We start from the raw sequence: 24,910 nt of genomic DNA, 5'->3' as shown, positions 1-24,910 counted from the left end.
GACAGAACCCCTCGACAAGGTTCATCGTCCCAGCTCAGAAGGCACTTTCGCGTTACCGCACAGAACCCGGCCCCACACCAAGTGAAACGGCGAGGCTAATGGCCTATATCTGATGTGGCTATTGGCGGATGTATTGGAGCCCGGGGGCCCGCTCGAGGTCGAGAGTGAAGCTGCCGACCCTGTCCGTGCTGTCGATCGGGGTGAGCGTGTAGCCGTTGCCGGAGGAGGTGTCTGGTCCGGAGCGTGCGGCACTGGCCCGAACTGATGCCGAGGCGGCGCGCAGTGACTTCACGGGAGCCGACCTGCGCGACACAGACCTGGAAGGTGTTCCGCTGAAGGCGTGCTGTGGGACGCCACGGCATCCTGGCCTTTGCTATGGGAGGCACAGATCCGCCGGGCTTCCATGCCACACGGAGATGCCTCGGCTACGAGGATCGCCTGGCGCTGCTTCGAGAGATCATCGCTGGCGTCGCCTACCGCGACGCGCACCTGCCTCTCAGCAGGCCGGTGACTCGGCTCAGCTATCCCGTGCGGGGCTGGCTGTCCCTGCCGATCAAGAAGCGTGCCGTCCGCAACGGGTCACGCGGGGACTGGCCCATCTGGTGACGCTGCCAGTAGCGGGCCACTCTCCGCCCCGGATCGGCCGGGTCACCTCTGCCGGTCCTGGTCAGAACGACCATGCCTTCTGGGCCCTCGGGAGCAGCCAGTGCCAGCAGGCGACGGTCCGGTGAGTACGCTGCCGTGTACTCACCCTCCGACACGTCCATCGCCTCAAGGTCGTTCGAGGCGTGCACGAACGACTCAAAGACGATCAGGTCTTCGTCCTGGTCAAAGATGAGCACGGTGTCGGGAGGCAGATCCATACCGGTCACTGCGACAGCTGCTCTCGTCGTGCTGCACTCAAGTAGCCGACGTCTTGGTGGGGCCGGGTCTCCCTGGTAGTTGGCGCGTGCGGCGGCTGGTGAGTCCTATTGACATTGCAGTTGTGATATCGCCGCCGAGATGGGGAGCCAGGCCGTCCGAGATGGATGGTGGTCGTCCGCCGTTTCCCGGGCTCTTTCCGACTTCCTGGTTGTCCTGTGGACCGCATTTTGAAGAGGGTGAGAGATCCGTTCGCGCTCGGGAAAACGCGCTGACTCTTCCCTGCCCATCGAGAGGTTCCCAGTTATGCCGCCCGCTCGAAGAATCGCCCTACGCCTTCACCGTCCCGGCTCTGGTCGAAGCGGTGCCAGCAGCACGGGACCGTGTCGCGGATCGTGTTCGGGGGCTTGGGTGGACCTGGACGAGGAACTGATCGGCGACTTGAAACTGCTCGCCGGGGAACTGGTCCCGAACTCAGAAGCGCTGGTTATGTCTTGTGACTGCAGGCTCCATCCCGATCTGCCTGGCTATATCCTGTGCCCGTCGCGTTGGTGGTCTCGGCCGCGCAGGGGTAAGGGGGAGCAGGATGGGTGCGCCGGAGTCGAATGCCGGAGACGATTTTCACTTCTGGTGGGCGGCGAGCCGGGCGCTGAAGCTGATCGAGCCGGGCACCATGCTCCGGCGAGTCACGCTCGAAGGTCTTGCCTGCGTCGATGATCCCGACGACGCTTACGAAACGGTGGATGTTGCCGAGTATCTGGGAGGCGACGATGCTGCTTCGGCAGACGTGCTCGTCCTGTCACAGCTGAAGTACAGCTCGCGTCACCCGGACACTGCTTGGACAACGGCCAGGCTCTGTAAACAGAGGGTGCCGCGTCGCGCCAACGGCACTCCGGCGCCGCCACGATCCGTCATTGCGGATCTCGCGGCCGCCTATCGCCGACTTCTGGACGATCATGGGATCGATGTCGCGGCGAAGGTCCGGATTGCGCTGGTCAGCAATCAGCCGGCCGCCCCTGAACTGACCTCCTGTGTTGCCGCTGCGGCGGCGTGGGTCGACGGGCAAGCGGGGCCAGTGCAGACTCGGGCACTTCTCGCAGGGCTCTCAACAGAGCAGGCTGGGACGATCCGGACTCTGTACGAGGGTGTGCGTGGTCGGCTGAGCAGTCAGGAGTTCTGCGCTTTCATAGGCACTCTTGACCTGTCGCAGACAGGTGCCATGGACAGGGCCGCGCTGGCTCGTGCGGTTCGATCCGGAGCGGCGCAGCTCACTCCGGGCAAGGATCACGACTCAGCTCTCAAACTGTTCGACCTGGTCCGTGCCCAGGCGCTGCCGGACAGTAATCGCAAGGGAGTGACAGCGAAGGATGTTCTTGCGGAACTAGGGGCCCCGGAACTGCTGGATCTTTACCCGGCTCCTTCTCGGTTCGCGGAAGTTCGCGATCCGCTTCCCGCGCCCGGTGCCCGTTCCATCGCAGACGCCGTGGTAAGGAACCCGGGGTGCCTCGTGGTAGCTCACGGAGATGCCGGGGCCGGAAAGACCACGGCGATCCGCCAGATCAAGGATCACTTGCCAACAGGGTCGCTGGTTGTTCACTTTGATTGCTATGGCGGCGGGGATTACCTGAGTGCAGGCGAGGAGCGGCACACGCCGGAGCGATTCGTTACTCAAGTCGTCAATGAGCTGGCGCAGTTGTGCGGAACCCCTCTGCTCATTTCGACCTCACGGCCTAGGGAAGATCTTTGGCGACGGTTCCGCCGCACGCTCGACGGGGCTGTCGCTGGGCTTCCGCGGAATGCCGTGCTCATCCTGGCGATTGACGCTGCCGACAACGCCGCTACGGCGGCTCGGGAGTGTCAAAGTCGCTCCTTTCTGCCGGAGCTCGTCCGCCTGGACCTGCCTGAACAAGTCTCCGTGATACTCACTGCGCGTAGTCATCGGCTCGGCTCGTTGGAGGCCACGACGGCGGCTGAGGAGGTCCCTCTCGCAGTCTTCGACGCACCCACGTCCGCGGCGCATCTGCGTCGGTACCGGCCGGACGCCTCGGAGGAGGAAGCGCACACCTTCCACGAGAGGACTCAAGGCAATCCAAGGGCCCAGTTCTATAGCCTCCAGCAGGCAGCAGAGCATGCGTGGGACATGCCCACCCTGTTGGCGAAGTCTGAGCAGACTCCCGATGCTGTCTTCGGTGACCTCATCGACTCCGCTCTGCAGGTGGGTGGCGCGGACGCCGGCGGCCTGCAGTGGCTCGCCTTGATGCTGGCGCTTTCCCGCCCTGTACAGCTTCAGGCACTCGCGACAGCTCTCAACGTAGACCTGTTGGCCGTCAGGCATTTTGCTGCGGGGCTCACTCCCGGCGTGCGGATCGTCGACGACTCGATCCAGTTCCGGGACGAGGACTTCGAAACGCACGTCAGGGGCTGCGTGGACCCCTCCGAAGTGATCGCGGCTCATAGCCGGCTGGCTGATCTGTGTCTTGCCGGTCGTGCGACCGACGTGGATGCCGCGGCGCACGTTGCCGTCCATCTGTCGGCAGCAGGTCGTTTGGAAGAGCTGTTGCAGTTGGTCCTAGAAGAAGCCAGTCCGGTCGGCATTACGGACGGCTTTCGTCGTGAGGAGGTTCAAGCCCGGCGCCTGGACCTCGCTGTCAGGGCCGCAGCGCAGACTGCAGATGCAGCGGCTTCCGTGCGATTGGCTGTTCGAGGCTGTGACGCGGCGTCACGGCAGGACACGCTTTCGCGTCTGACCGAATCGCATCTGGATTTGGTTGCGCGCTATACGGACCCGGATCTTCTGCGGGCCCACCTGCTGCGGACTGCAGGCGGGTCTTGGCTCGCCCCAGCATTCCTTCAGATGGCCGCAGTGCTCTCGCGTATGCCTGAACGACACGACGCCGCCCGGGCTGACCTGGACAGCGCTGGAGGGTGGCTGCGTCGCTGGATGGCTCAGAGAGAGAGGGAGGGGAAGCACTGGGATGTCACGCCGGACGACATCGCCGCAGCGGCGGAGGCACGCTACCGGCTTGCCGGCGTTGGGTCCGCAGTCAGTGAACTGCGGCGGTGGCGCCCCGTGGATCTTGTGCTGGACGCTGCGGTGGCCCTGGCGGGGCGCCTTACGGGTGACGTGGACCTTGCCGTCGTACGAAGGCTTCTGGAGAAGTTCCGGGTACCGGCGGAGGCTCAGGCGCGCATCTTCCTTGCTGTCGCATCCCATTCGGATGAACCTGACAAGGAGTGGCTAAACGCTACGCTTGCCGCATTGCTGTTGGAGCCGCCCGGCGAGCCTCAGCCCTGGCGGGCAGAGATTCTTGATGCAGCGCTCCGTCGCGGTGACCGTCAGCTGACCGCCGATCTGGCCAAGCACTGGTCTACCGCTTTGCCCGAAGGGCTTTGGAGCTATGCGGGATTCGCTGGGCAAGGCACTACAACACTGCGTTGCCAGGCGGTAGGCACGGTCCTCAGGGGCAACGACATGGATGTCGTCGCGCTCATTCCGGCCGAACTACAGCCGCCTGCCGAAAAGAGTGATCGCACCGGGGACGCTCGTGCGCGCAAGCGTGATGAATGGCTCCAGCTCGTGAAGCCCATTGCGGAAGCTGCCGTGCTGGCTGCGCACGCAGTCTTGGAGAAAGCTGACGCCGACGAGGTCCTTGCGTTCTGCGATCGGGGGATCGCGGGACGCATGGAGCATGCCGCACGCCGGTGGTTCACGTACGACACGTCCTATCAAGCCTGGGCGAGCCTCGTTACCGCTGCGGCCCTGGACGCTGGCGTGGCAGAGGAAGTTGTGGACCGTCTCGCGGCTGCCGCCGAGCCTGTCCGTCGTGATGGTGCTCCTGAACTGTGGATGGAACTGGCATCCCTTCTTCTTCCGCATCCGCAACTTGTAGGCACGGCAGCCGACCTGTGCACGAGGGCTGCCGTCTATATCAACAGTCATGACTATCCCGCACCTGATCGCCTCGACCTTCTTGCGCGATTGGCTGAGTTGGGAGCAAAGGCAGATGTAGACCTGGGGAGACATCTCTTCGATCAGGCCGTAGAAGCGTCGACCGGTATCAACGACGACGCGGCCCGGCTCCTTAAGGTTCACGTAGACCTCGCCCGCCGGGCTGACATCTCCAGCCTAGATCCGGTCCATACCGCCGCACGTCTCGTTCGATCTGCGGAACTGATGGCTCCTCACGTGAGCGAAGCCGCCGAGATTCCGTACGCGGAGATTGCTGGAGCTGCAGCGCGGCTGGATCCGTTCACCGGCCTTGCGGCAGCAAGTAGATGGGACGACCAAGACCGAATTGGCCTCTCGTCTACCTTGCCGGCTGCCCTCACTGGCGCACTTCATAACGGAGGGATTCCCGCGCAGCAGGTGCTCTCCTTGGACCATTTGATCGCAGATGACGGAGGTCGATGGCAACTGCAACTCGACATCGCCGAACGGCTGGCGGCGAGCGGTGCTTCGGGCATGCAGGAGTGCCGTCGGGTCCTGTTGAGGGCTGCGGCGTGGCTGCGCCGCTATGTTCCCGCGCGGCACCAACCCGCTAGAGCGCGCCTCCTTATGGACGCTGCCGAGCAGATGGGCCATGGAAGCAGTGTCCGCTCGGTGCTCGAACCGGTGATCCAGTTGGGTGATGGTGACGGGGCAGGAGACTCGGCCAGTGGGCAGATCACCAGCCGGGATTGGGACAGTACTAGGCGTCAGGCTCCCGAGGTGCAAGCCTTGCTGTCTCAGGCCGCTTCGCGTAGCTGGACTTCGCTCGCGGAGGACGTGCAGACGCTGGACGGCGCTTTCGTGTATGGCGACGAACTGCGCGGATTCATCAAAGCGGTCCTCCAACGTACCCCTTACGGACAGCGGCTGGATGCTCTTACGGCTGTCGCATCGCTACAGGTCCTGGACGTGTCCGATGTTCTGATGGTCCTGTCCGACTTTGTCCGGCGCTGGAGTTCAACGCCGACCACATCGACGTGGGCTACCGCAGCGCTTCCCAACCTGATGCGTCGACTTTTCACCGAGTTGCTCTGGGGGCATGACGCGCCGCGTACGATCGAACGCCTGCGGGCATTCGGAGACGACTCGGTTATCCGGAAAGCCGCTCTGGCTGCCCTACCCGAGGCGCGGCAGAATTTGCGAGCGCACGGTTGGCGGAGCATCGCAGAGTTCCTGGGCCTTCTGTGTCCTGCCGGCGACGCGAGCTCAGCCCTTTTGGGCCTCCTCGATGACCGCGTTCCGCAGGACGCGTTGACCGTCGAACAACAGCGCCTGGAATCGGCCATTTCCGACCTGTTGTGGAGTGCTTTCGGCCACCCTCGGAGGGAACTGCGGTGGCGCGCAGCGCACTCCACCCGCGAGTTGCTGCTCACATCCTCCACTGCCGTTACCCAGTCGCTGGTGGCTGACCTCATGGGCCACCTGGATCATGGTGAGCCGGGTGATTTCCGAGATGAGAAGCTGCACTTCTACCGCTTCTCGGCGATAGCCGCAGTCCTCGCGGCATTTGAGCAGGTCGCATCAGAACGCGCCGACATATTGGCGCCGTACTTCGACAACTTTGTGCGACTGGCCACGGACCGAGTGTTTTCGCATGCTCAGATCCGTGAACTTGCACGCCGCAGTGCCCTCGCGATAGCGGCAGTGGCTGGCGCCAATTCCGCGCAGGTCGAGATGCTCCGACTGGCCAACCAGCCCTCCAGCTGGCTGGTGGACTACGGGCGTAGCTACGAGAAACGCGACAGGATTTCCTGGAAAGGCCGCTACAACTTTGATTCCATGGACACCATCCCCTACTGGTACGCGCCTTTGGCTCGGGTCTTCGACGTCGAAGTTGACGTCATCGCCAAGACGGCCGAAGGCTTCATCCTCGACCAATGGGGCTTGAGGATCGACGACTGGTGGACGGATATGCGGGAGCTGCGCGATGCGCGCTCCTGGGAACGCACCAGCCACAGGCAAGGAAACCTTCCCCCTGAGGAGAGCCTCCGCCTCTACATGGAGTATCACGCCATGATGGCAACGGCCGGACGTCTCGCCGACGAAAACCGCCCAGCCCGTGCCGGAACCTGGACACACGAGCAGGCTGACTCCTGGGAAGACTGGCTCCTGCCACATCTCCCAGCCCCGACAGGCTGGCTCGCAGACCTTGGGACGCCGGTCCCAGCAGAGGCAGAGTTCCTGGTGTCCCGGGTGGGGTCGGAGGACTGGTACACCGCATCGCCGGCCGACTTCGACAGCGCTCTCGGACCAACAGGTCACGACGGCCCATCCGACATGATCCGTGTTGCGGCGAATATCCAAATCCATGGTCCCGACGCCTATGAGACCGTATTTGTGGCATCGGCCCTCGTCGACCCTCGCCACGCCACCGATCTGCAGCGTGCGCTCGCCGCAGCTACCAACCCGACAGACTGGAAGCTGCCCGGCGAACACGATCAAGAATTTGAAGTGGACACCGGCGAATTCCGTCTCACCGGATGGATGCGTGATCCGTGCTCGCCGAGTGAGTACCTGGACCGACATGACGTATACGCGCACGAAATGCGTCGCGAACTGCCGCTTCCCGGGGCGGCATTCAGGACTCAAAGCCACACAATTTTCGAGGCTACCCGTCTCGCGCTCACAGCGCAGGACGGGCACGTCGTGGCACAGGCGCAGCAATGGGCCGATCCAGATCCTGGGCGTGACTCGTCATCCTCGTTCGTATCATCCGGTTATCGCGTCCATGTCAGGCGGGACGCACTGCTGCGATATCTCGCTACCGCAGAAAAGAGCCTGATCCTGGAGGTTCAGATTGCACGGCGCCGAACCGGACAACAACGCAACGGGTACCGACTCCCCGTCAGCCGCATCTATCTCCTCGACGCCACCGGATCCCTCACCGCCAGTTGACACCGTCGCAAAGCTAGGTGAACGCATCCTGGTCGAGTTCGGCGACGAACACACCAACAACACCCTGATCCGCTGGCTTGCGCATTACACAGCTCGCCTTGTAACGGAAGCCGACCAGGCACGCGAAACGAACGCCCCGGACGCCGCAGCCCGCGCCGCGGAAGCACGGGACGCGATCCTGCAACTCTGGCAGGCACGCTCCTCTTGGCCCTCAGGATGGCCGCCCCCGTACGCTGCGAAACTGGCAGCGACCCTAGATGCGCTGTCTGAACCGGGCAGCGACAAGTGGTCTTCGCCCACCGTTTCATCGCGGCTGCACAACATTCACCACAAGGTCATGGCCATCCTTGTCGACCTTACGACCGGCGGGCGTCCCGAGACAGAGGAAGTGTGGCTGGACCAGTTCGCCAGCCACATCACCGAAAAGGAGTCGGCCGTCCTTGGGTATGCGGCCCGCTTGCCGAGCAGGGCCGCTAGCCTGCAACTGCAAGGCGGGGCCGAAGCTTCAGGGGATGCGGATGTCATCGGATCCGCCTTGGGCGAGCTCGCGGAGGCGTACCACAACACCATCAACGAGCTTTTGCGGGCAGTTGCAGAGGCTGCCAGTCCACTAGATGAAGACGCTGATGGCGATACTGACGAGACCGCCTCCCTCGGAGAGAAGCCTATCTAGTGTGATGCGCCTGAAATCCTGATGCTTAGTTCTACTCGGTTTTCTGGCCGGTGGTTCCGACCTTGGTGAGGTAGTCGGCGAGGGAGTTGAGGATCTCGTCGGCGGTCTTGGTCCAGGTGAAGGGCCGTGGGTTCTCGTTCCAGGTGTCGATCCACGCTGTTATGTCGTCCTCCAGTGCCTTCACGGAGGTGTGGACGCCGCGGCGGATGAGCTTGTCGGTCAGCAGGCCGAACCACCGCTCGACCTGGTTCATCCAGGAGGAGCCGGTGGGAGTGAAATGGACGTGAAATCGGGGGTGTTTGGCGAGCCATGCCCTGATGTCGGCGGTGTTGTGGGTGGCGTAGTTGTCACAGACGAGGTGCACGTCGAGGCCGGTGGGCACGGCCTTGTCGATCCGGGTCAGGAACTTCTTGAACTCGATTGCCCGGTGGCGGCGGTGCAGTGCCGATATGACAGTGCCATCGGCGATGTTGAAGGCGGCGAACAGGCTGGTGATGCCGTGCCTCAGATAGTCGTGGGTGCGGCGTTCGGGCATGCCCGGCATCATCGGCAGCACCGGCTGGGACCGGTCCAGCGCCTGGATCTGGCTCTTCTCGTCCACGCAGAGCACGACCGCCTTCTCGGGCGGGTGGTGGTACAGGCCGACAACGTCGACGACCTTCGCGACGAACTGCGGATCGGTGGACAACTTGAAGGAGTCCTGCAGGTGGGGCTTGAGGTCGAACCGCTTCCAGATCCGCCCGATCGTCGACTTCGACAGGCCCGTGCGCTGGGCCATCGAGGCCCGTGACCAGTGCGTGTCCTGGCCCGGGACCGACTCCAGGGTGGCCACGACGACCTCCTCGACCTGATCGAGGAGGATCGAAGGCGGCCGGCCCGAGCGGGGCTCGTCATGCAGACCATTAAGGCGTTTCGCGATGAACCGGGCCCGCCAGCGGTCCACGGTCGACCTGTCGATGCCGAGGTCGGCCGCGGCCTGCTGGTTCGTCCCACCCTCCGCGCAACGCAGCACGATCTTGGCCCGTAACGCGAGGAACTGAGCGGTCTTGGCCTGCCGCGCCCACTGCTGCAACTGCCTGCGCTCAGCATCGTCGAGGACCAGGTCGGCCTTCGGCCGGCCAATCCAGCCGGCGTCCTCAAGTCCAGCCATCCGCTCTGCGGCGAATGCCCGACGCCACTTCCCGACCGTTTTGGCCCGGACCCCGACGAGCCGTGCGACACCCGCGTTTGACATGCCTTCAGCACACGCCAGGATGATGCTGGCCTTCTCGGCCGAGCGCCGGTGCGCCATCTTCGTCCGGCGCAGCAACTCGACGCGCTCGGCCTCGGACAACGTGATCGCCACAGCAGAAGGCCCCGAATGCGACATGACGACAGGGTACTTACTAACCCTCAGGATTTCTGGCGCATCACACTAGTGTGATGCGCCAGAAATCCTGATGCTTAGTTCTACTCGGTTTTCTGGCCGGTGGTTCCGACCTTGGTGAGGTAGTCGGCGAGGGAGTTGAGGATCTCGTCGGCGGTCTTGGTCCAGGTGAAGGGCCGTGGGTTCTCGTTCCAGGTGTCGATCCACGCTGTTATGTCGTCCTCCAGTGCCTTCACGGAGGTGTGGACGCCGCGGCGGATGAGCTTGTCGGTCAGCAGGCCGAACCACCGCTCGACCTGGTTCATCCAGGAGGAGCCGGTGGGAGTGAAATGGACGTGAAATCGGGGGTGTTTGGCGAGCCATGCCCTGATGTCGGCGGTGTTGTGGGTGGCGTAGTTGTCACAGACGAGGTGCACGTCGAGGCCGGTGGGCACGGCCTTGTCGATCCGGGTCAGGAACTTCTTGAACTCGATTGCCCGGTGGCGGCGGTGCAGTGCCGATATGACAGTGCCATCGGCGATGTTGAAGGCGGCGAACAGGCTGGTGATGCCGTGCCTCAGATAGTCGTGGGTGCGGCGTTCGGGCATGCCCGGCATCATCGGCAGCACCGGCTGGGACCGGTCCAGCGCCTGGATCTGGCTCTTCTCGTCCACGCAGAGCACGACCGCCTTCTCGGGCGGGTGGTGGTACAGGCCGACAACGTCGACGACCTTCGCGACGAACTGCGGATCGGTGGACAACTTGAAGGAGTCCTGCAGGTGGGGCTTGAGGTCGAACCGCTTCCAGATCCGCCCGATCGTCGACTTCGACAGGCCCGTGCGCTGGGCCATCGAGGCCCGTGACCAGTGCGTGTCCTGGCCCGGGACCGACTCCAGGGTGGCCACGACGACCTCCTCGACCTGATCGAGGAGGATCGAAGGCGGCCGGCCCGAGCGGGGCTCGTCATGCAGACCATTAAGGCGTTTCGCGATGAACCGGGCCCGCCAGCGGTCCACGGTCGACCTGTCGATGCCGAGGTCGGCCGCGGCCTGCTGGTTCGTCCCACCCTCCGCGCAACGCAGCACGATCTTGGCCCGTAACGCGAGGAACTGAGCGGTCTTGGCCTGCCGCGCCCACTGCTGCAACTGCCTGCGCTCAGCATCGTCGAGGACCAGGTCGGCCTTCGGCCGGCCAATCCAGCCGGCGTCCTCAAGTCCAGCCATCCGCTCTGCGGCGAATGCCCGACGCCACTTCCCGACCGTTTTGGCCCGGACCCCGACGAGCCGTGCGACACCCGCGTTTGACATGCCTTCAGCACACGCCAGGATGATGCTGGCCTTCTCGGCCGAGCGCCGGTGCGCCATCTTCGTCCGGCGCAGCAACTCGACGCGCTCGGCCTCGGACAACGTGATCGCCACAGCAGAAGGCCCCGAATGCGACATGACGACAGGGTACTTACTAACCCTCAGGATTTCTGGCGCATCACACTAGCCTCGATCGTTCATGAGGGTCTCCGTCAGCTTGCTGACGGGCCCTTTGCGGTGAGTGTTGGTGGGCATTTTCGGAGGCTGGGCAGGTTGAGTGCCCGGCTGTCGCGTCGGGCGTGCGCCGAGTTCCACGGCTCCGGCGGGATGGTGCTACTCGCAGGGACGGGAACGTGCTGGTCATCCGGGGTTCGGGAGGGCGTCGAGCCGGGCCGGGGCACCGGTGATCACGTCGATCCAGGGCCAGTGCTTGGCGAGGCGGAGGTAGGGCGGCGACCGGTGGTAATGAGCTGGGCGGCGGTGGAGAACAGCCGAAGCCTCAGTCGGCGGGGCTCCCAGAGCCGGGCTTGGCCGGTCAGGGCGAGCAGGGGTATCCAAGCGAGCAGGTCGAGGGCGATCTGGACGATCTCCAGCCAGATCTGGTTCTGTGCGGCGTCGTGCAGGGGGAGGTGGCGCGGGCGGCGCGAATGCGGTCCTCGGCCCGGGCCCGCTGCCGGTGGCGTAGTTCGAGGGTGGCGATCGCCTCGCCCGCTGTGTTGGTGGCGAAGCAGGTCAACCGCGTGCCGTCGGCGTCGGTGAAGCGCAGTTGGGCGCCGGGGTGCGGTCGTTCCTTGCGCACGATCAGCCGCAGCCCTTTCGGCCAGCCCGTCAGGCAGTCGCCAGCGAGTTCGGCGACCCAGGCGCCGTCGCGGATCTCGCCATCAGGTTCCACGGCCGGTGTCCAAGTCGATGCCGGGACCTTCAGGACGGCTTGGTGGATGGCGTGGGTGATGGTCATGCCGACCGAGTACGACAGCCGCCTCCCGCGCTGGGCGAGCCAGGCGACGAACTCGTGGGTGCCGCCGTCGGAGTCGTTACGGATCAAGTGACCCCGCGCCTTCCCCCGTGCGCGGGGTCACGCTTGTCTCGCGGGTCCGCCGTTCGGTCAGCGACCTGGGGTCGTCTGGTTTCGAGGTGTCGCTGGAGCGGGTGCGGGCGCCTCACTGGCACGGGGCGCATGCTTTTGCCGTCCTGCGGTGAGACGCTGGCGGGTGCCGGTTTCGTGGGCGAGGCCCTCGGCGAGGTCGGCCAGCAGTGAACTCGGCGTGTTCGGGGACGCGGTGAGGGTCCAGGTGGGTCGCTCAGGATCTGGACCGGCCGAGATAGTCCAGGTGGCGAGGTTGTGGCTCGGGTTCTGGGCGGTGAAGGCGTCGAACTGGACGCTCGCGTCTCTGGCGGGGGACGTCCACCTGATCCATCGTCCGTCCACGGAGTGTTTCCACCCGGCCTCGGAGAGGGGCTGTGTGGCCGCGGTGACCCTCTTCTCGTCCACTGGCGCGCCGACGGCGGTGTCCCAGCCGTCGCCATAGGCGAGGTGGTCCAGCAATTCCTGCAGCACGGGGGCCGGGGTGGCGCCGGTCGCGGTGAGGACCCACATGCGGTCGGACACGGGTGTCTCGTAGGCGGCCACGGTCCACGCGGTCTCGTCGATAGACGCTTCGTGGACGAGTTCGATGCGCAGGGTCTGGGACTCGTGGATGGCGTGCGTCGTCTCGTCCGACCAGGTCCGCCACTTCTCCCACTCGCCGTGCGCGTTGAGGAATGTGTTGAGGAGGGCGTCGTGGTCGCCGGCATCGGCCAGGTAGACCGGGACGGTCTCGGGCTCCGGGCGGCCTGGTTCGGGCTGGGCCGGGGGGAGGGTGAGCGGGGTGCGGGCTTCGGCGGCGGCGCGTTCGGTGTCGGTCAGGGGGGCCGGGCCTGGGCGCATTTCGGTGCGGTGGACCTTCTCGAAGGCGAGGAGCGCTTGGGCGGGTGAGTCGAAGGTGTCGGCGATCTGGCGCAGGTGGTCCTCGCCGTGGAGGTAGACGGACTTGCTGTTGGCGCCGAGGTAGGTGCCGACCGCGACGGTGGTGTGGCCAGCGTGGGCGTGGGCGTGGATGAGGAGCTGGCCGTGGCGGATGTCGTCGTGGACCTTCTGGGCCTCGTTGGAGATCTTGCGGATCTCGGCGCGGGCGCACCAGGGCATCGGGTAGCTGGCCCAGGTCCATTCCTCATCCATGGCTTCCCGGAGGCGGGGCGTGATGTCGACGGTGATGCCCGCGGCGGTCAGGTGCTTGGCCGCGTCCTGGGCCCAGTAGGGCTCCTCGTGATCGATGCGGACCAGGACCAGGACGTTGTCGGCCACGACAGTCCAGTCGGCCGCTTCCAGGCCCGTGTGGGCGATGCGGGCCTGGGGTCCGGTCAGGACGGCGGTCACGGCGCTGGGATGAGTGGGGTGGGTGTCGAGGCGGACGTGGGCGTCGATGGGGAGTGCGGTGGTCACGTTGGGGTGTCGTCTCTTCTGCCGGTGGCCGGGCCTTCGGGTCAGGCCACCGGCGTATGCGGGTGCTATCGGGTTGCTCGCACAGTGCGGGCGGTAGGCGCGGCCGTGGTGGTCGGCGGGCCGGCACGGGTGGTGGGCGCCGGGCGCGGTCGCTGTGGCGGGACCGTTCCGGTGGCGTGCTGCCAGCGGGTACGAATGGCGCTGATGTCGGCGAGGGATCGGCGGGCGCCGACGACGAGTTGGAACGGGGTGTTCGCAAGGTCGCCGGCGTACGCCTCGATGCGCCGGCCGGTGCTGTCGGCGGTGGCCAGGAGGGAACGCTGCAGGGCGCGTTGGCCCCAGTGCTCCACCGAACCAACCGGTTCGGCCAGCAGGCGGAGCACTTCGCCCGGGTCGCTTCCGTCGTCCAACAGGCCGCGCTGCTGGGCCTCCCACAGGACGGTGACCGGGTCGGCGGGCTCGCGGCGCCGGGCGAGGGCGGTCAGACACTGCCACAGACCGGCGTGCAGCGGCAGGGTGAAGTCGTCGGGGAGCAGCCACTGGACGGATTCGATGTCGGCAGGGTGGGCGGTGGCGGTCGCGAGCAGCAATTGTTCCTCCTCGGCCGCCTCGGTGTGGTCGGGCGCGATGGCCGGCGGCGGTGCTGCGGTGCGGGGCAGGACGCCGGATCGCGGCGGGAAGCGGGCTGCGATGTCGTCCACGACCATGGCGAGCGCGTCGGCCTCGTCGAGCACCGTCTGCACCGGATGCGGGAGGGAGAGATCGTGGACGCTCTGGACGAGGCGTTCGGCGGCGGCCCGCATACGGCGTCGGGCGTGTTCCGCCTCGACCATCCGCGCATAGGCCGGTGCGTGGCGGGACCAGGGGCAGGCCTGGATCAGGTCGTGCAGGTAGGTGACGGTCAGTCCGCGGTTCTGCTCGCGGCCCTTGGCGAGCACCTGGTTGAGCCATGTGGTGTTCTTCGCGTGCTCGGTCGGGTCGGGCGGGGGCAGTGTGCTGATTGTGGCGAACAGGGCGGCGTGCGTGGCGGTGGAGAACGAGTCGGCGGAGATGCCGGTCACGTCGCTGAGACGGTGCGGATCGAGGAGGAGGGCGCCGAGGAGGGCCTTCTCTGCGTGGAACACCGGCTGCGGTGGCGGGATCGTGTCGAGGTCGTCTTCGGCGGGTTCGGGGCTGGAGGGCATCAGGCGGCGAGAGTGAAGTCGTTGGGGTCGAGGGTGACGCCGAGGTGCGGGGCCAGGAGGTGGCCGGCGAGCAATGGCGGTACGGCGTTGCCGATCTGCGAGAACTGCTGGCCCTTGTTGCCGGTCCAGGGGTAGTCGGCGGGGAAGGTCTGCAGGAGGCCGGCCTCGCGGGCGGTGATCCGGATCGGCTCGGGAGTCGCCAGCGCTTCGCTGTCCTTGGCCGGGGGCGAGGCGGGCTCGGCGATCCAGGTGCACTCGTTCGCCCGGTGGCCGAAGAACAGCGTGCCCGCCGGCTCCTGGATGGACCGCACGGTGGCGTTGGCCTGGTTGTTGCTGCGCAGCGACCAGGACCAGCGGTGCGCCTCGGCGGTGAACGGCGACGCCGGAGCGTCGGCGGCACGGTTCTCACGGGTGCTGTGCCGTGCGGCCCATCCTGCGCCTTCGCGGCGGGACTGCAGGACTACGTCGTCCGATCGGGGCATCCAGGTGCCGCGCTCCCGGGCGTCGGAGAGTGTCTTGCGGGAGCCCGAAGGGAAGGGTTCGGGTCCGCCGCCCGGTCCGCCGCCGGCGCAGACGGTGGGGACGGGGCGGTCGGTCGCGCCCCATCCCAGGGCCTCGGCCATGCTGACCCAACCGGTGCGGCCCGGGCCGAACAAGGAGTCGGGCTCGGCGACTTGAGAGTGCGTCGGGGTAGGGGGCTGCGCCGTACGGACCCGGGAGGCGAGGAGGATCGCCCGTCTCCTGGTCTGTGGGACGCCGAAGTCGGCGGCGTTGAGGATTCCGTACCAGACGGAGAATCCCCAGCCGCGCAGGACGGCCGCGTACTGCTTCCACAGCGGCAGGACGTCAGGCACCTCTTCCATGGCGACCCAATCGGGCTCGCCGACCGCGTTGAGGGCGTGGAGGTAGCGCATGGGCTCGGCTGCGAGCAGGGAGCGCTCGTCGCGGCAGGCGGCGAGGAGTCGTTCGCGGGTGTCGCGTCCGGCGGCGAGGTCCTCGACGGCCGCGTGGACCAGAGGCTGGTCCACCAGGCCGAGGCGCTTGCCGGCCTTGCTCCACGCCTGGCACGGAGGAGACGCGATCACACCGCGTGTCCGGCCGAGGAAGGGCCAGACCGGATACATCGCCACGTCGGTCCGAACCGTCAACTGCCCGGCGGCGGCACGGGTCCTGCACGCCCACGCATCCCATTCCAGCCCGACGTCGCGCACACCGAGGACATCCAGTGCCCTGCTCCAGCCGCCCGGCCCCGCGAAGAGGTCGAGTATCACGTGGCCAGGCCGAACTCGTCCTGCGTCAGCGCGTCCGCATCTCCGCGGCACGCCCAGGGCGAGCAGCCGTCCACGACGCCGTTCTCCAGCTCGTCGGCCTCGTCCGCGCCGATGCGCAGGGCTGCCCGTTCGGCGGCGGTGACGTGGTCGATCGGCGCCTTGTCCAGCGGGACGCGGGAGCGGTGCAGGAATGCCTCGCCGAGCAGTCGGCTGCCCGCCGCAGTGGCGCGGGCGTTGCCCTGCCGGATCGCCGCGTCGAATTCGACGACGTCCGCCCACTCGGACGGAGAGGTGTCCCTGATATGCCTCCACTGCGCATTTCCGTGGAACGGGCAGCCGAGGCAACTCGATTTCGGCGTATCGGCCAGCCCCTGCGAGGTCAGGTAACGGATGCAGTCCGCTCTGCTCCAATTGAGGTCCAGGAGGGGATGCCGGTTGCGCATGTACTTCACGTCGGCGTCCTTGGCCCGGTGGAACTCGTCAGTTGAGATCCCAACCCACTGCTCGACGAACACCCCCTTGGGAATGCGTATCGGATAGGGGTATCCGAGCAGCTCGCGGACCTGCTGCTTTATCGGTTTCACCTTGTATTCTCCGGTGCACTGCCTTCGGGTCATTCCGGGCCGCCCGTCCTTGTTCAGGATATGAAGGGGCATGGATGCGAATCGGTGATCCGGGTTCAGGGCATCGTCGCGAATGTTGCCGGACGATACGCGAAGCACCGGTATTCCGGCAGGATTTGCTATCTCTTCTTCCAGGCGGTTCAGATGGGCGTAAACCGCTTCGGGTTCCCATCCGGTGTCGGCGAAGATGGCGTAGTCGACCTTCGGGAGGATGCCCTCGGCTGACAGGGAAAGGAGGGTGCTGGATTGCACTCCCGCGCCAAGAGAAAGGGCGCGGAATCGGGGCTGATCTGAAATGGTCTGTCCTGGGGGTGGAGGAAACGGGGGTGCGCCCTCAGAGCGACTGGTGCGTCGGCAGGCCGGGCGGGATCAGCCGGTCGCGGTGTATGGCGTGGCAGAGGGCGGGGATGCGGTCGAGGAGGTCGGCGGCCGACTCGATGAACTGCCGGGGTGAGGGTCCGATGAGGACGACCCGGCCGGACGCGGCGTCGGCTCGGCGGCGCTGGTTCTCCACGGAGCGGGCGAGGGCTGCGGCCAGTTCGGCGCCTGCGTCCTGGGCGGCTTTGGCGATCTGCGCGACGTGATTGAGGAGCAGGAGGTCCTCGGGTGTGGCGGGTGGCCTGTGCTGGGCCAGGTCGAGGAACAGCCTCAGGGCGGTCTGGACGATGGCCTGGGCGTCGGTGATCCGGGCGGTCAGCGCGCTGGCGTGGTCACTGGCGCCGGCGCGCAGGGACTGGTGCAGGGCAAGTGCGTCGGTGGTCAGGCGAGAGAGGGTCTCGGCTGGTGAGAGGGAGTCAGGCATGGCTCTCCGTGAGACTGGTCGGGCGCAGGGCCTGGGCGAAGGCGGTGGCCAGGGCGGGGGCGTGACCTGGGTCGGTGGCCAGGGCGCGGACGATGGGGGTGCCGATGACGACGGCGTCCACCAGCGGGGCGACGCGTGCGGCCAGGGCAGGGGTGGAGATCCCGACCCCGGAGACCACGGGCAGCGGGCTCGCGGCGCGCAGGCGCTGGGTGAAGTCTGAGAGGGCCGGGATGTCGAGCGGGCCTTGGTAGCCGGTGGGTGCCGTGCTGGCGGGCGCGTAGAGCCACCCCGATGCCCCGCCAACCACGTTGGCGAGGCCGGTGTCGGTGGTGTGACGCGGGACCAGGCGCGGGGTGCGAAGACCCGCGTCCCGTGCTGCCTTGCGCCAGCGGTCCTCTTGGCGGGTGGGCAGGTCGACGACCATCACGCCGGCAGCACCGGCCTCGGCGAACAGGCGGGCCAGGTGCCCCGGGCCGTGGCGGCCGACGGGTTCCCAGTAGGTCATGACGACGCTCGGCCGTAGGCGGGCGGCATGCTCGACGGCGCGGACGGCGCGGGCGAGGACGTTTCCGCGCCGAAGCGCACGGTCATACGCGGCTCGGACTACGGGGCCGTCCAGGCTGGCGTATTCGGCAGCCAGGCCGACCTCGAACAGATCGGCTCCTGCCTGAGCGAGCTGGTCGAAGTGACGGCGCTCGGCGCCTGGCGGGTGCAGGCCGGCGGGGACGAACACTCCCAGCGCGCAACGGGGTTGGGTGAGCAGAGCGTGCAGGGGGTCGGAGGTGGCCAGAGTGGTGCCTTTCCCGGCGGTTGGGCTGTCGCCAGAGGTCAGCGGCGGCGTCCGGCCGGTGGAGTCAGGGTGGTCGCGGGGGCGGCGGCGCTCTGGCTGTGATGGCGGTGCGCGCCGGGGGAGGAATCCGAGCTGGGGCGGCTGCTGAAGGCGGGAGCCACGTGGTCGAGGGCCTGGGCGATCTGCTGGGCCTGGTCGTGGGCGTCCTGGAGCTGCTTGGCGACATCGTCGGAGAGCCGGTCCCATTGGGCTCGGTGCTGGTAGCGCTGGAGGATCTCGGCGGCGTTGCGCAGCTGTTCGGCGACCTGGTGTAGGAGCGCGGTCTTCTGTTCCGGGGCGGTCGCGGTGTTCGTGGCTTGCAGGAGCGCGTCCAGGGCGGCGGGCAGCGGCTCGTCGTGCGTGGGAAGGCCGTAGAGGGTGGCGTGCAGTGCTTGGGCGTAGACCGTCACGGGCCCTCCCCGGCCGCGGCTGCGGTACTCGACGGGGGCTTGACGGCGGGCGCCGAAACTGACGGTTACGTCACGTGGAGCGGCACCGGGGTAGAGCTGGTCAGCGAGGGCACGGGCGAGATCATGCACGGTGGGAGTGTCGGAGGACGTGGAAGCTCCTCGGATGGCGGTGATGGAGTCTGCGGAGGTGGTCAGCGGGTGCGGCGACGGGCCGAGGGCGCAGTCCGCGGACCGGTGGTGGCAGTGGCGCGGCGGCGGCCACTGGCGGGAATGTCGGCTGGTGTCGGGATGCCCAGGCGGACACGTGCGCTGAGACCGTGGGCGTACGCGTGCGCCTCGGCAGCGGTGACGGTGCCAAGCAGCCCGCGCTCGTCCAGCCCGTCCCGTGGCCGATAGGACGAACCGTCTGCTGCGGGGGCGAAGCCGTGCTGCTCCAACAGGGACCGGCCGGTGGTGGTCGCGGCGGTCACGGCAACCGTGCCGTCATCGAACTGGAAGTGCAGGTCTGGTTCGCCTGCCGGAGGGGCGGGGCTCCAGCGTGTCGTCCAGGAAAGGTCGACGAGGTCGTGGGTGTGGGCCAGGAGCCCGTACACCGCGATGCCGGCGCGCTCGTGCGCGTCCTGCGTGGTGGCCGCCGGGGGCAGCAGGTAGAGCATGCGGCCGAGGTGTTCACGGGGGAGGAAGCCGGCCTCGGTCAGCAGTCGGTCGGCGTCGCGGATGCGGCGGTTGAGGATGACGAAGGTGTGCCCGTCGTCGGTGGACCCGATGAATACGTCGGGGAAGTCCAGAATTGACACGGTGGTCCAATGGGCTTGGCTGGGGCGGCTGCAGGCCGGGAGGAAAGGGGTCACCGGGTCGCTGCGCGTGCCGCGCTGGGGACCGGGCTGCTGGTGGACCGGGCGGGGGTGAGCGCGGGGGCCCGTGGCGGGCCGAAGGTGGCGGCCAGACCATGGCATCCGTCGGCGGTGAGGTGGACACGCTCGTCACGGAGCCAGAGCGGGCATGGTTCGCGGGCCACCAGGCCGCGGGACTCCAGGGAACGGATGGTGCTGATGGAGACGCGGACGTCGTCGCGGCGGATGTACGGCTTGTCGTCGGCGATCGTCACCTCGCCCTGCGCGACGGCGCGCAGCGCGGCCCCCTGAGCGGGCGACAGAGCAGGCGGCTGATGTCCGGGGTGGACGCCCCTGCGTCGTCGTTCGGCGACGAACAACTCGGCGGTCGCCACTGCATCGGGGGCACCGAGTGCCGTCAGGTCCCGAAGCAGGGTGAGGCGGCTACCAGCCTCTCCCAGGGCCTGTTGGCGAGTCAGGAGCGGCCCCTTGCCCTGGACGGGGATCCCGGCGCGGGTGTCGTCGAGGATGTCCCACGGCATCCAGAAGGTGGTCGGCCGCATCGGCCGCCAGGTGGGCGAGCTGGCGCACCCGCGTGTACACGGTGCGGATTGCGGGGCTGTGGTACATCCGCTGGGCGTTGAGGACGTCCACGATGTGCAGCGCCGAAATGGCGAGGTGCTGGGTGAGGGCGGTCTGGTGGGTGAGGGCGGTGGCGGGGCTGGATCCGGTCAGATGGAGCCGGATCAGGGCGTCGTTGTGCCGGGTGAAGTCGCAGGCCAGGAGCAGGAGGTGTCCGGCCGGCGCGGTCGGGTTGTTCATTGAGGGTGACGGGTTCCGGTCGGTGGCGGGGTCAGCGGCGGCGCACGGCACGGTCGAGCTCGGCGCCGGCGTGGTGGACGTGCGGGTTCACGACTGCACCGCGGACGGGCGTGATGAACACGTCGTCCAAGTCCTGCATGAGGTAGGGGACGTCACGGAAGGTGCGCTCGACCGGCGTGGTCGTCGCGAGGTGGGCGAAGAACTGGGCGACCAGCTGTTGGGGGGTGTCCTGTGTGAAGGACGCGTGCCAGTGGGTGTTGAAGCCGTCGTACACGTGGTGCTGGAAACCCCAGGTGCTCTCATCGCCGGGGGTGTGCTGCAGGAGGCAGTGGCCGTCCGGTGAAGTGAAGGTGCCGCCGTCGTCGTGCCAGTGGTTCAGATCGGCGATCTCGGCGAGGGTGCCGGTCGCGAGCGGGATCTGGTCGGCGTGGCGGTAGTCGCCAATCAGTTGGGGCAGGGCCTGGGTGAGGGCGGCGATGGCCTCGATGGGGGTCTGCCGAGTGAACCGGGCCTCCCAGAAAGGCTCATGGTGAGCGACTGACCACCATCGCCCCTGTGTGTGATGGGAGTTGAAGTTCACGAACAGGCTGCCATCGGCGCTGTTGATGGTGAGGTTCCCGGTGGTCGGGTCATGCTCGTGAGGCCACCCGAAGAGGTGGATGAGGGGGCCGAGGACGTCGGCGATCCGGTCCCCGGCGCCGGCCATGTAGCGCGGGGAGACCATGACCCGGTCGTCGGGTGCGTACGGGCTCACCGGCGTGCTCCCTGCGCCGCGGCCAGTTTGGCGGAGGCTTTCGCAGGTGTCGCGGCCGTGGCGGTGGGGCGCGGCTTAGCCAGGGCCTGTCGGCCTTGCTCAGTGACGGTGATCTTCTGTCCGTGGAACAGGGAGGTGCTGGTGTCCCGGTCAACGTACCCGCGCTTTTCCAGGGCCCGGAAGGTGGCGATGGAGACGCGGGTGCCGTCGTCGGTGGCGACGCGGGTGACCCCCAGACCTCGCTGGGAACTCTCGTACAGCAGCCCTCCGTCGCGTGCGAAGGACTTGAGGGCGTCGTACTGGGTGCTGGTCAGTGCAGTGCCGGCAGCCCGCCGCGCGGAGACTGCTCGATCGTTCGTGGCGGCCAGGTCGCGGGTGATACCGGTGGCGACGTAGTGGCATCCAGTCGCACTCAGCTCGAGCCGGTCGGCGGCAGCGGCGAGGTGGCCGGTCATCTTGGGGATGGCCTCGGCGTGGCGAGCGCTGCGCATCGAAGCGTCGTCCGCGGGATAGCCGGGGAACGGCGCACCTTCGTAGGGGTTGGCGTACAGCGCGCCGGCGAGGTCGTTGCCGGCCAGCGAGGAGGCGACCACGACCGAGGCCAGGCAGTCCAGGCTGGCGCGGCTGCCGGCGATGCTGGTGTACGCGCTGGAGTCGAGTGCGCCCAGGCGGACGAGGACGGTTGCCGTCAGGTCCTGGGTCTTGAGCAGGAGCGGGCTGATCCGGCACAGCGCGTCGGTTCCGGGGGTGTAGGAGACGCCCCGAACGCGGGCGTGCAGGGCCTCGAAGTCGCGCGCCAGAGAGCGGAGTTGCTGTACTTGTTCCGCCAGGTCGAGCAGGGGCATGGGGTCGTGTGGCTCCGGGAGGATCGGTCAGCGGCTTTGGGCGGCTGCCTTGGCGGGGGCGGGGGCGGGGGTGGGCGCGGGTGTTGTACTGGGTGCGGTGGTGGCGGGCGGGCGGCTGATGCGGGCGGCCAGGGCGGTGGTGCCGGCGGCGGTGAGACGGACTCGGTCTTGAAGCGGTCCGCCCACGTAGGCGGAGGGCGCGGAGTTCGGGACGCGCTCGGCCAGACCGTCCGCCTCCAGCGACCGCAGCGTGCCGATGAGCACGCGCTCGTCGCGGTAGTGGACGTACTGCCGTCCCAGGGAGTTGGTGGCCACGACGTGCCCGCAGGCGATCTCCCACAGGGCGGTGTGCTGCGTGGCGGTCAGCTGGTGCTGGTGTTCTGGAGCGCCGGTGGTGTTCCAGCGTCGGCGTCGGATCTCGTGGGCGACGCTGTCGGCGCAGCCCATGGCGGCTTCGGGGGCCAGGGCGGTCAGCGTGGCCGGCGCTCTGGCCGAGGGTCTCGGCGGGCGGGAGGTCGCCGATGTTCGGGGCGATCTGGTATTCGACATCGGCAGCCATGCGGGCGGCCAGGTGGCAGAGCAGGCCGATGTGGCGTGTGGCGTTGAACAGGCCGGTGCTGTCCGCGGTGATGTGGTGGTCGCGGATGTCCGCGGTCACGGCGTCTACGGCTCGGCGCGGGGACATGTCGTCGAGGTCGGTGGGTTCGTAGGTGTGCAGGGCGACTCCAGGTGTGTGGTGCAGGGGGCTTGCCACAGGAAGCGGGCGACGTGGTCGTTGCGGTGGCCGGCCCGCGGGCGGGACGGGGTGTGCCATCCGGCCCGGGGAGGGCGGCTGGCGATCAGGTGCCATCCCGCGCCGCGCAGGGACGCGCCGCTCTCGCCCTCCTGGGTGAAGGTGATCAGGCGCCGGTAACCGAGGGCCTTCGTCGCGCGCCACGATGCCTCGTACAGAAGCGAGTTGGCGTTGCGTGCGCCGTCGCTGGCGGTCCGGGTGACTTCGAGGGTGGCGCCGTCGTCGAGGTGGCGGGCCACCGGCCGGCCGACAATCGCCACGGCGCGCAACGTGCCGGTCTCGTCGGCGGCTCCGACGGCGAAGATCTGACCTGCGGGCGGCGGGTGGTGACGGTGCCAGGCGCGCACGAAAGTCCTTCGCCTCACGTGAGCGGACCGGCACCAGGTGCAGCCGGACGTCGCTTACACGGCCTTCCCGACGTCGGACTGGGTCGGCGCGTGCTTCTCCACGGCGCGGGCGGTGATCGCCTTGGACGCGCGGGCGGACGCCGCGGACAGCTCCTCGGCTCCGGGCTCTAGGTACCACGGGCGCAGGTCGAGCATGGCGGCCCGCATGCCGGTGGCGAAGCAGAGCGCGGTGCCCTTGGGGAGGGCGCGGATGGCGTCGGCGGGCAGGATCCGCTCCTGCCGCATGCTGACCGAGGTCGACTTGCCGGACTCGGAGTGCGAGATGGACGTGGTCTCGACGTCGTGGTCGCCGATCAAACGGCTGAGCTTGTCCGCGAAGTCCGGGTCGTCGATACCGGAGCCGATGACCTTGACGGTCGAGGCGGACCACATGGCGTCCATGCCGGCGTCCGACCAGACCTTCTGGCCCTGGCGGTAGGACTGCAGGATGGTGATCGGGATGATCCCGCGCGACCCGAGGTGCGAGTACAGGTCCGGCAGGTCCGAGATCTTGCAGACGTTGGCGGCCTCGTCGAGGATCGCGAGCATGGGCGGGTCCAGGCGTCCGCCGGCGCGCTCGGCCTGCGCGGTCGCGGCCCGCATCACCGAGTCCGCGCACGCCGCGATCAGTGCGGAGGCGCCGCCGCCGCCGTCCTTGCTGAGCAGATACAGCGTGTCGGTGGAGGTCACGAACGTCGGCGGCCTGAACTCGGCGGTGTCCTTCTGTGGGGTGACCCAGGCGGCGATCTCGCTGTTCAGCAGCGCGGAGGCGTACTGGCGGGCGGTCTCGTAGATGCCGTCCCGGGTTTCCGGCGGTCCTTCCACCGTTCCCTTGAGCTGGGCGGCGACGGCGGCGAATTGGTGGTCGCGGAGGATGTCGAGCGGGGTGCGGTCGGCGGGGAAGGCCAGCCACTGCATGACGTCGGTGATCGGCCGTTCGTCGAGGGCTGCGGCGAGGAAGAGCTGGGAGAGGATGTTGGATCCGGCCTTGGACCAGAAGTCGCCCTGCTGGGAGGCGTCGACGCTCGCGGCGAGGAAGTGGCCGGCCAACCGTCCGGCACCGTCCAGGGTTTTGGCGTCCGCCAAGGGGTTCCACCACATCTCGCGTGCGGCGTGCGCGATCTGCTGCGGGTCCATCGCCCACACCTGTCCGACGCGGGCACGGGCGTCGTAGGTGGCGGTGAAGGCGTCGCCGGCTGCTTTGTTCGAGGTCAGCAGGACCGGGCCGGGTGCGGCGAGGATGGAGGGGATGGCGAGGGAGGTGGTCTTGCCCGAGCGGGGCGCCATGATGGCGACGGCCACGTCCTCGTAGCCCATGCGTACCTCGTGACGGGTGCCCTGCAGGTTGCCGAGCAGGACGCCGGTGTCGCGGGCCTCGATGTGCTTGGCGTCCTTCAGGCTCGGGCGCAGGGAACGGGCCTTTTCGGTGATCGCCTTGGCCATCAGCGGTTGGATGTCCCGGGCCTTGGCCATGCCGGTGATCTTCTTCCGGCCGCCGCTGCGGTTCTTGTACCGGGCCCACAGGATGCCCGCGGCCGTCCCGAGGACAAGGAGGAGGAGAACGGGAACGATGCGTGCGCCGATCAGCAGGGACGTCGCTCCTGCGTCGGGCCAGACCTGCTCGGGGTGGAGCAGGGCGGTGGTCGGCTGGTAGGGGGCCCAGCGGGCGCCGGTGAGGTAGGCGGTGATGTTGCCGGACAGCCAGGCGAGGTGGGCCAGGGGGACGACGACGGCGAGCACGCCAATCAGGAGGCGCAGGACGAGGTCGTACCCGTCGGTGGAACTGGAGGAGGAAGGGGGCAAAGGGCTA

The 24,910-nt window shown here is 67.7% G+C and carries 20 protein-coding genes and 1 pseudogene; 3 read left to right on the top strand and 18 right to left on the bottom strand.

From position 1 onward, the window contains the following. Positions 1 to 521 precede the first annotated feature (521 nt). Positions 522 to 863, bottom strand: coding sequence for a hypothetical protein (locus ACZ6KY_RS35480; protein ID WP_469314365.1), 342 nt, complete (start codon positions 861 to 863; stop codon positions 522 to 524). Between the two features lie 584 nt (positions 864 to 1,447). Here ACZ6KY_RS35480 and ACZ6KY_RS35475 point away from each other — a divergent pair. After that, on the top strand, positions 1,448 to 7,744 hold the full coding sequence (locus ACZ6KY_RS35475; RefSeq protein WP_469314364.1) for an NACHT domain-containing protein: 6,297 nt from the start codon (positions 1,448 to 1,450) through the stop codon (positions 7,742 to 7,744). Then, a complete protein-coding gene (locus tag ACZ6KY_RS35470; RefSeq protein ID WP_469314363.1) occupies positions 7,647 to 8,417 on the top strand; it encodes a hypothetical protein in 771 nt (256 codons plus the stop codon). The genes ACZ6KY_RS35475 and ACZ6KY_RS35470 overlap by 98 nt, the downstream gene beginning before the upstream one ends. Before the next feature lie 31 nt (positions 8,418 to 8,448). Here ACZ6KY_RS35470 and ACZ6KY_RS35465 read toward each other — a convergent pair whose 3' ends face one another. From ACZ6KY_RS35465 to ACZ6KY_RS35410, 12 genes and pseudogenes are all read right to left on the bottom strand, one after another. Continuing rightward, positions 8,449 to 9,786, bottom strand: coding sequence for an IS630 family transposase (locus ACZ6KY_RS35465; RefSeq protein WP_469314362.1), 1,338 nt, complete (start codon positions 9,784 to 9,786; stop codon positions 8,449 to 8,451). Between the two features lie 80 nt (positions 9,787 to 9,866). Further along, positions 9,867 to 11,204: an IS630 family transposase gene (locus tag ACZ6KY_RS35460; protein ID WP_469314362.1), complete on the bottom strand. Its 1,338-nt coding sequence runs from the start codon at positions 11,202 to 11,204 to the stop codon at positions 9,867 to 9,869. Between the two features lie 222 nt (positions 11,205 to 11,426). Continuing rightward, a pseudogene (locus ACZ6KY_RS35455) lies at positions 11,427 to 12,120 on the bottom strand (transposase); the annotation flags it as partial. Between the two features lie 51 nt (positions 12,121 to 12,171). Next, positions 12,172 to 13,548, bottom strand: coding sequence for a DUF317 domain-containing protein (locus ACZ6KY_RS35450; RefSeq protein ID WP_469314361.1), 1,377 nt, complete (start codon positions 13,546 to 13,548; stop codon positions 12,172 to 12,174). Between the two features lie 65 nt (positions 13,549 to 13,613). Beyond that, positions 13,614 to 14,732: a DnaB-like helicase N-terminal domain-containing protein gene (locus ACZ6KY_RS35445; protein ID WP_469314360.1), complete on the bottom strand. Its 1,119-nt coding sequence runs from the start codon at positions 14,730 to 14,732 to the stop codon at positions 13,614 to 13,616. Continuing rightward, complete coding sequence (locus ACZ6KY_RS35440) at positions 14,732 to 16,003, bottom strand: DNA cytosine methyltransferase (protein ID WP_469314359.1); 1,272 nt, start codon at positions 16,001 to 16,003, stop codon at positions 14,732 to 14,734. The genes ACZ6KY_RS35445 and ACZ6KY_RS35440 overlap by 1 nt, the downstream gene beginning before the upstream one ends. Beyond that, on the bottom strand, positions 16,000 to 16,878 hold the full coding sequence (locus ACZ6KY_RS35435) for an adenine nucleotide alpha hydrolase family protein (protein WP_469314358.1): 879 nt from the start codon (positions 16,876 to 16,878) through the stop codon (positions 16,000 to 16,002). The genes ACZ6KY_RS35440 and ACZ6KY_RS35435 overlap by 4 nt, the downstream gene beginning before the upstream one ends. A gap of 82 nt (positions 16,879 to 16,960) precedes the next feature. Continuing rightward, positions 16,961 to 17,428 carry a hypothetical protein gene (locus tag ACZ6KY_RS35430; protein ID WP_469314357.1) on the bottom strand — a complete coding sequence of 156 codons (468 nt, stop codon included), beginning with the start codon at positions 17,426 to 17,428 and terminating at the stop codon, positions 16,961 to 16,963. Beyond that, positions 17,421 to 18,191 carry a tryptophan synthase subunit alpha gene (locus ACZ6KY_RS35425; protein ID WP_469314369.1) on the bottom strand — a complete coding sequence of 257 codons (771 nt, stop codon included), beginning with the start codon at positions 18,189 to 18,191 and terminating at the stop codon, positions 17,421 to 17,423. Before ACZ6KY_RS35425 ends, ACZ6KY_RS35430 begins: the two co-directional genes overlap by 8 nt. Before the next feature lie 65 nt (positions 18,192 to 18,256). Then, the gene (locus tag ACZ6KY_RS35420; protein ID WP_469314356.1) at positions 18,257 to 18,667 is read right to left on the bottom strand and encodes a hypothetical protein; all 411 of its coding nucleotides are present in this window, start codon (positions 18,665 to 18,667) and stop codon (positions 18,257 to 18,259) included. 191 nt (positions 18,668 to 18,858) lie between these two features. Continuing rightward, a complete protein-coding gene (locus ACZ6KY_RS35415) occupies positions 18,859 to 19,464 on the bottom strand; it encodes a hypothetical protein (protein WP_469314355.1) in 606 nt (201 codons plus the stop codon). A gap of 50 nt (positions 19,465 to 19,514) precedes the next feature. Further along, positions 19,515 to 20,042 (bottom strand): hypothetical protein, encoded by a 528-nt coding sequence (locus ACZ6KY_RS35410; protein ID WP_469314354.1) that lies wholly within the window; start codon positions 20,040 to 20,042, stop codon positions 19,515 to 19,517. Between ACZ6KY_RS35410 and ACZ6KY_RS35405 the strand changes: the two genes are divergently transcribed. Beyond that, positions 20,029 to 20,325, top strand: coding sequence for a hypothetical protein (locus tag ACZ6KY_RS35405; protein WP_469314353.1), 297 nt, complete (start codon positions 20,029 to 20,031; stop codon positions 20,323 to 20,325). The genes ACZ6KY_RS35410 and ACZ6KY_RS35405 overlap by 14 nt on opposite strands. Before the next feature lie 28 nt (positions 20,326 to 20,353). Here ACZ6KY_RS35405 and ACZ6KY_RS35400 read toward each other — a convergent pair whose 3' ends face one another. The 5 genes from ACZ6KY_RS35400 to ACZ6KY_RS35380 all read right to left on the bottom strand — a co-directional run bounded on the left by ACZ6KY_RS35400 (position 20,354) and on the right by ACZ6KY_RS35380 (position 24,903). Further along, positions 20,354 to 21,076 (bottom strand): SPDY domain-containing protein, encoded by a 723-nt coding sequence (locus tag ACZ6KY_RS35400; RefSeq protein ID WP_469314352.1) that lies wholly within the window; start codon positions 21,074 to 21,076, stop codon positions 20,354 to 20,356. Next, a complete protein-coding gene (locus tag ACZ6KY_RS35395) occupies positions 21,073 to 21,921 on the bottom strand; it encodes a hypothetical protein (RefSeq protein WP_469314351.1) in 849 nt (282 codons plus the stop codon). Before ACZ6KY_RS35395 ends, ACZ6KY_RS35400 begins: the two co-directional genes overlap by 4 nt. A 27-nt stretch (positions 21,922 to 21,948) precedes the next feature. Continuing rightward, positions 21,949 to 22,470, bottom strand: a complete 522-nt coding sequence (locus ACZ6KY_RS35390) for a hypothetical protein (RefSeq protein ID WP_469314350.1) — start codon at positions 22,468 to 22,470, stop codon at positions 21,949 to 21,951. 114 nt (positions 22,471 to 22,584) lie between these two features. Further along, positions 22,585 to 23,061 (bottom strand): XF1762 family protein, encoded by a 477-nt coding sequence (locus tag ACZ6KY_RS35385; RefSeq protein ID WP_469314349.1) that lies wholly within the window; start codon positions 23,059 to 23,061, stop codon positions 22,585 to 22,587. Between the two features lie 54 nt (positions 23,062 to 23,115). Beyond that, positions 23,116 to 24,903: a type IV secretory system conjugative DNA transfer family protein gene (locus ACZ6KY_RS35380; RefSeq protein ID WP_469314348.1), complete on the bottom strand. Its 1,788-nt coding sequence runs from the start codon at positions 24,901 to 24,903 to the stop codon at positions 23,116 to 23,118. Positions 24,904 to 24,910 lie beyond the last annotated feature (7 nt).

It is taken from the genome of Streptomyces sp. NPDC042002, assembly GCF_055588305.1.
The sequence above is the reverse complement of the archived record's forward strand: the minus strand, read 5'-3'. Positions and strand labels throughout refer to the sequence as shown.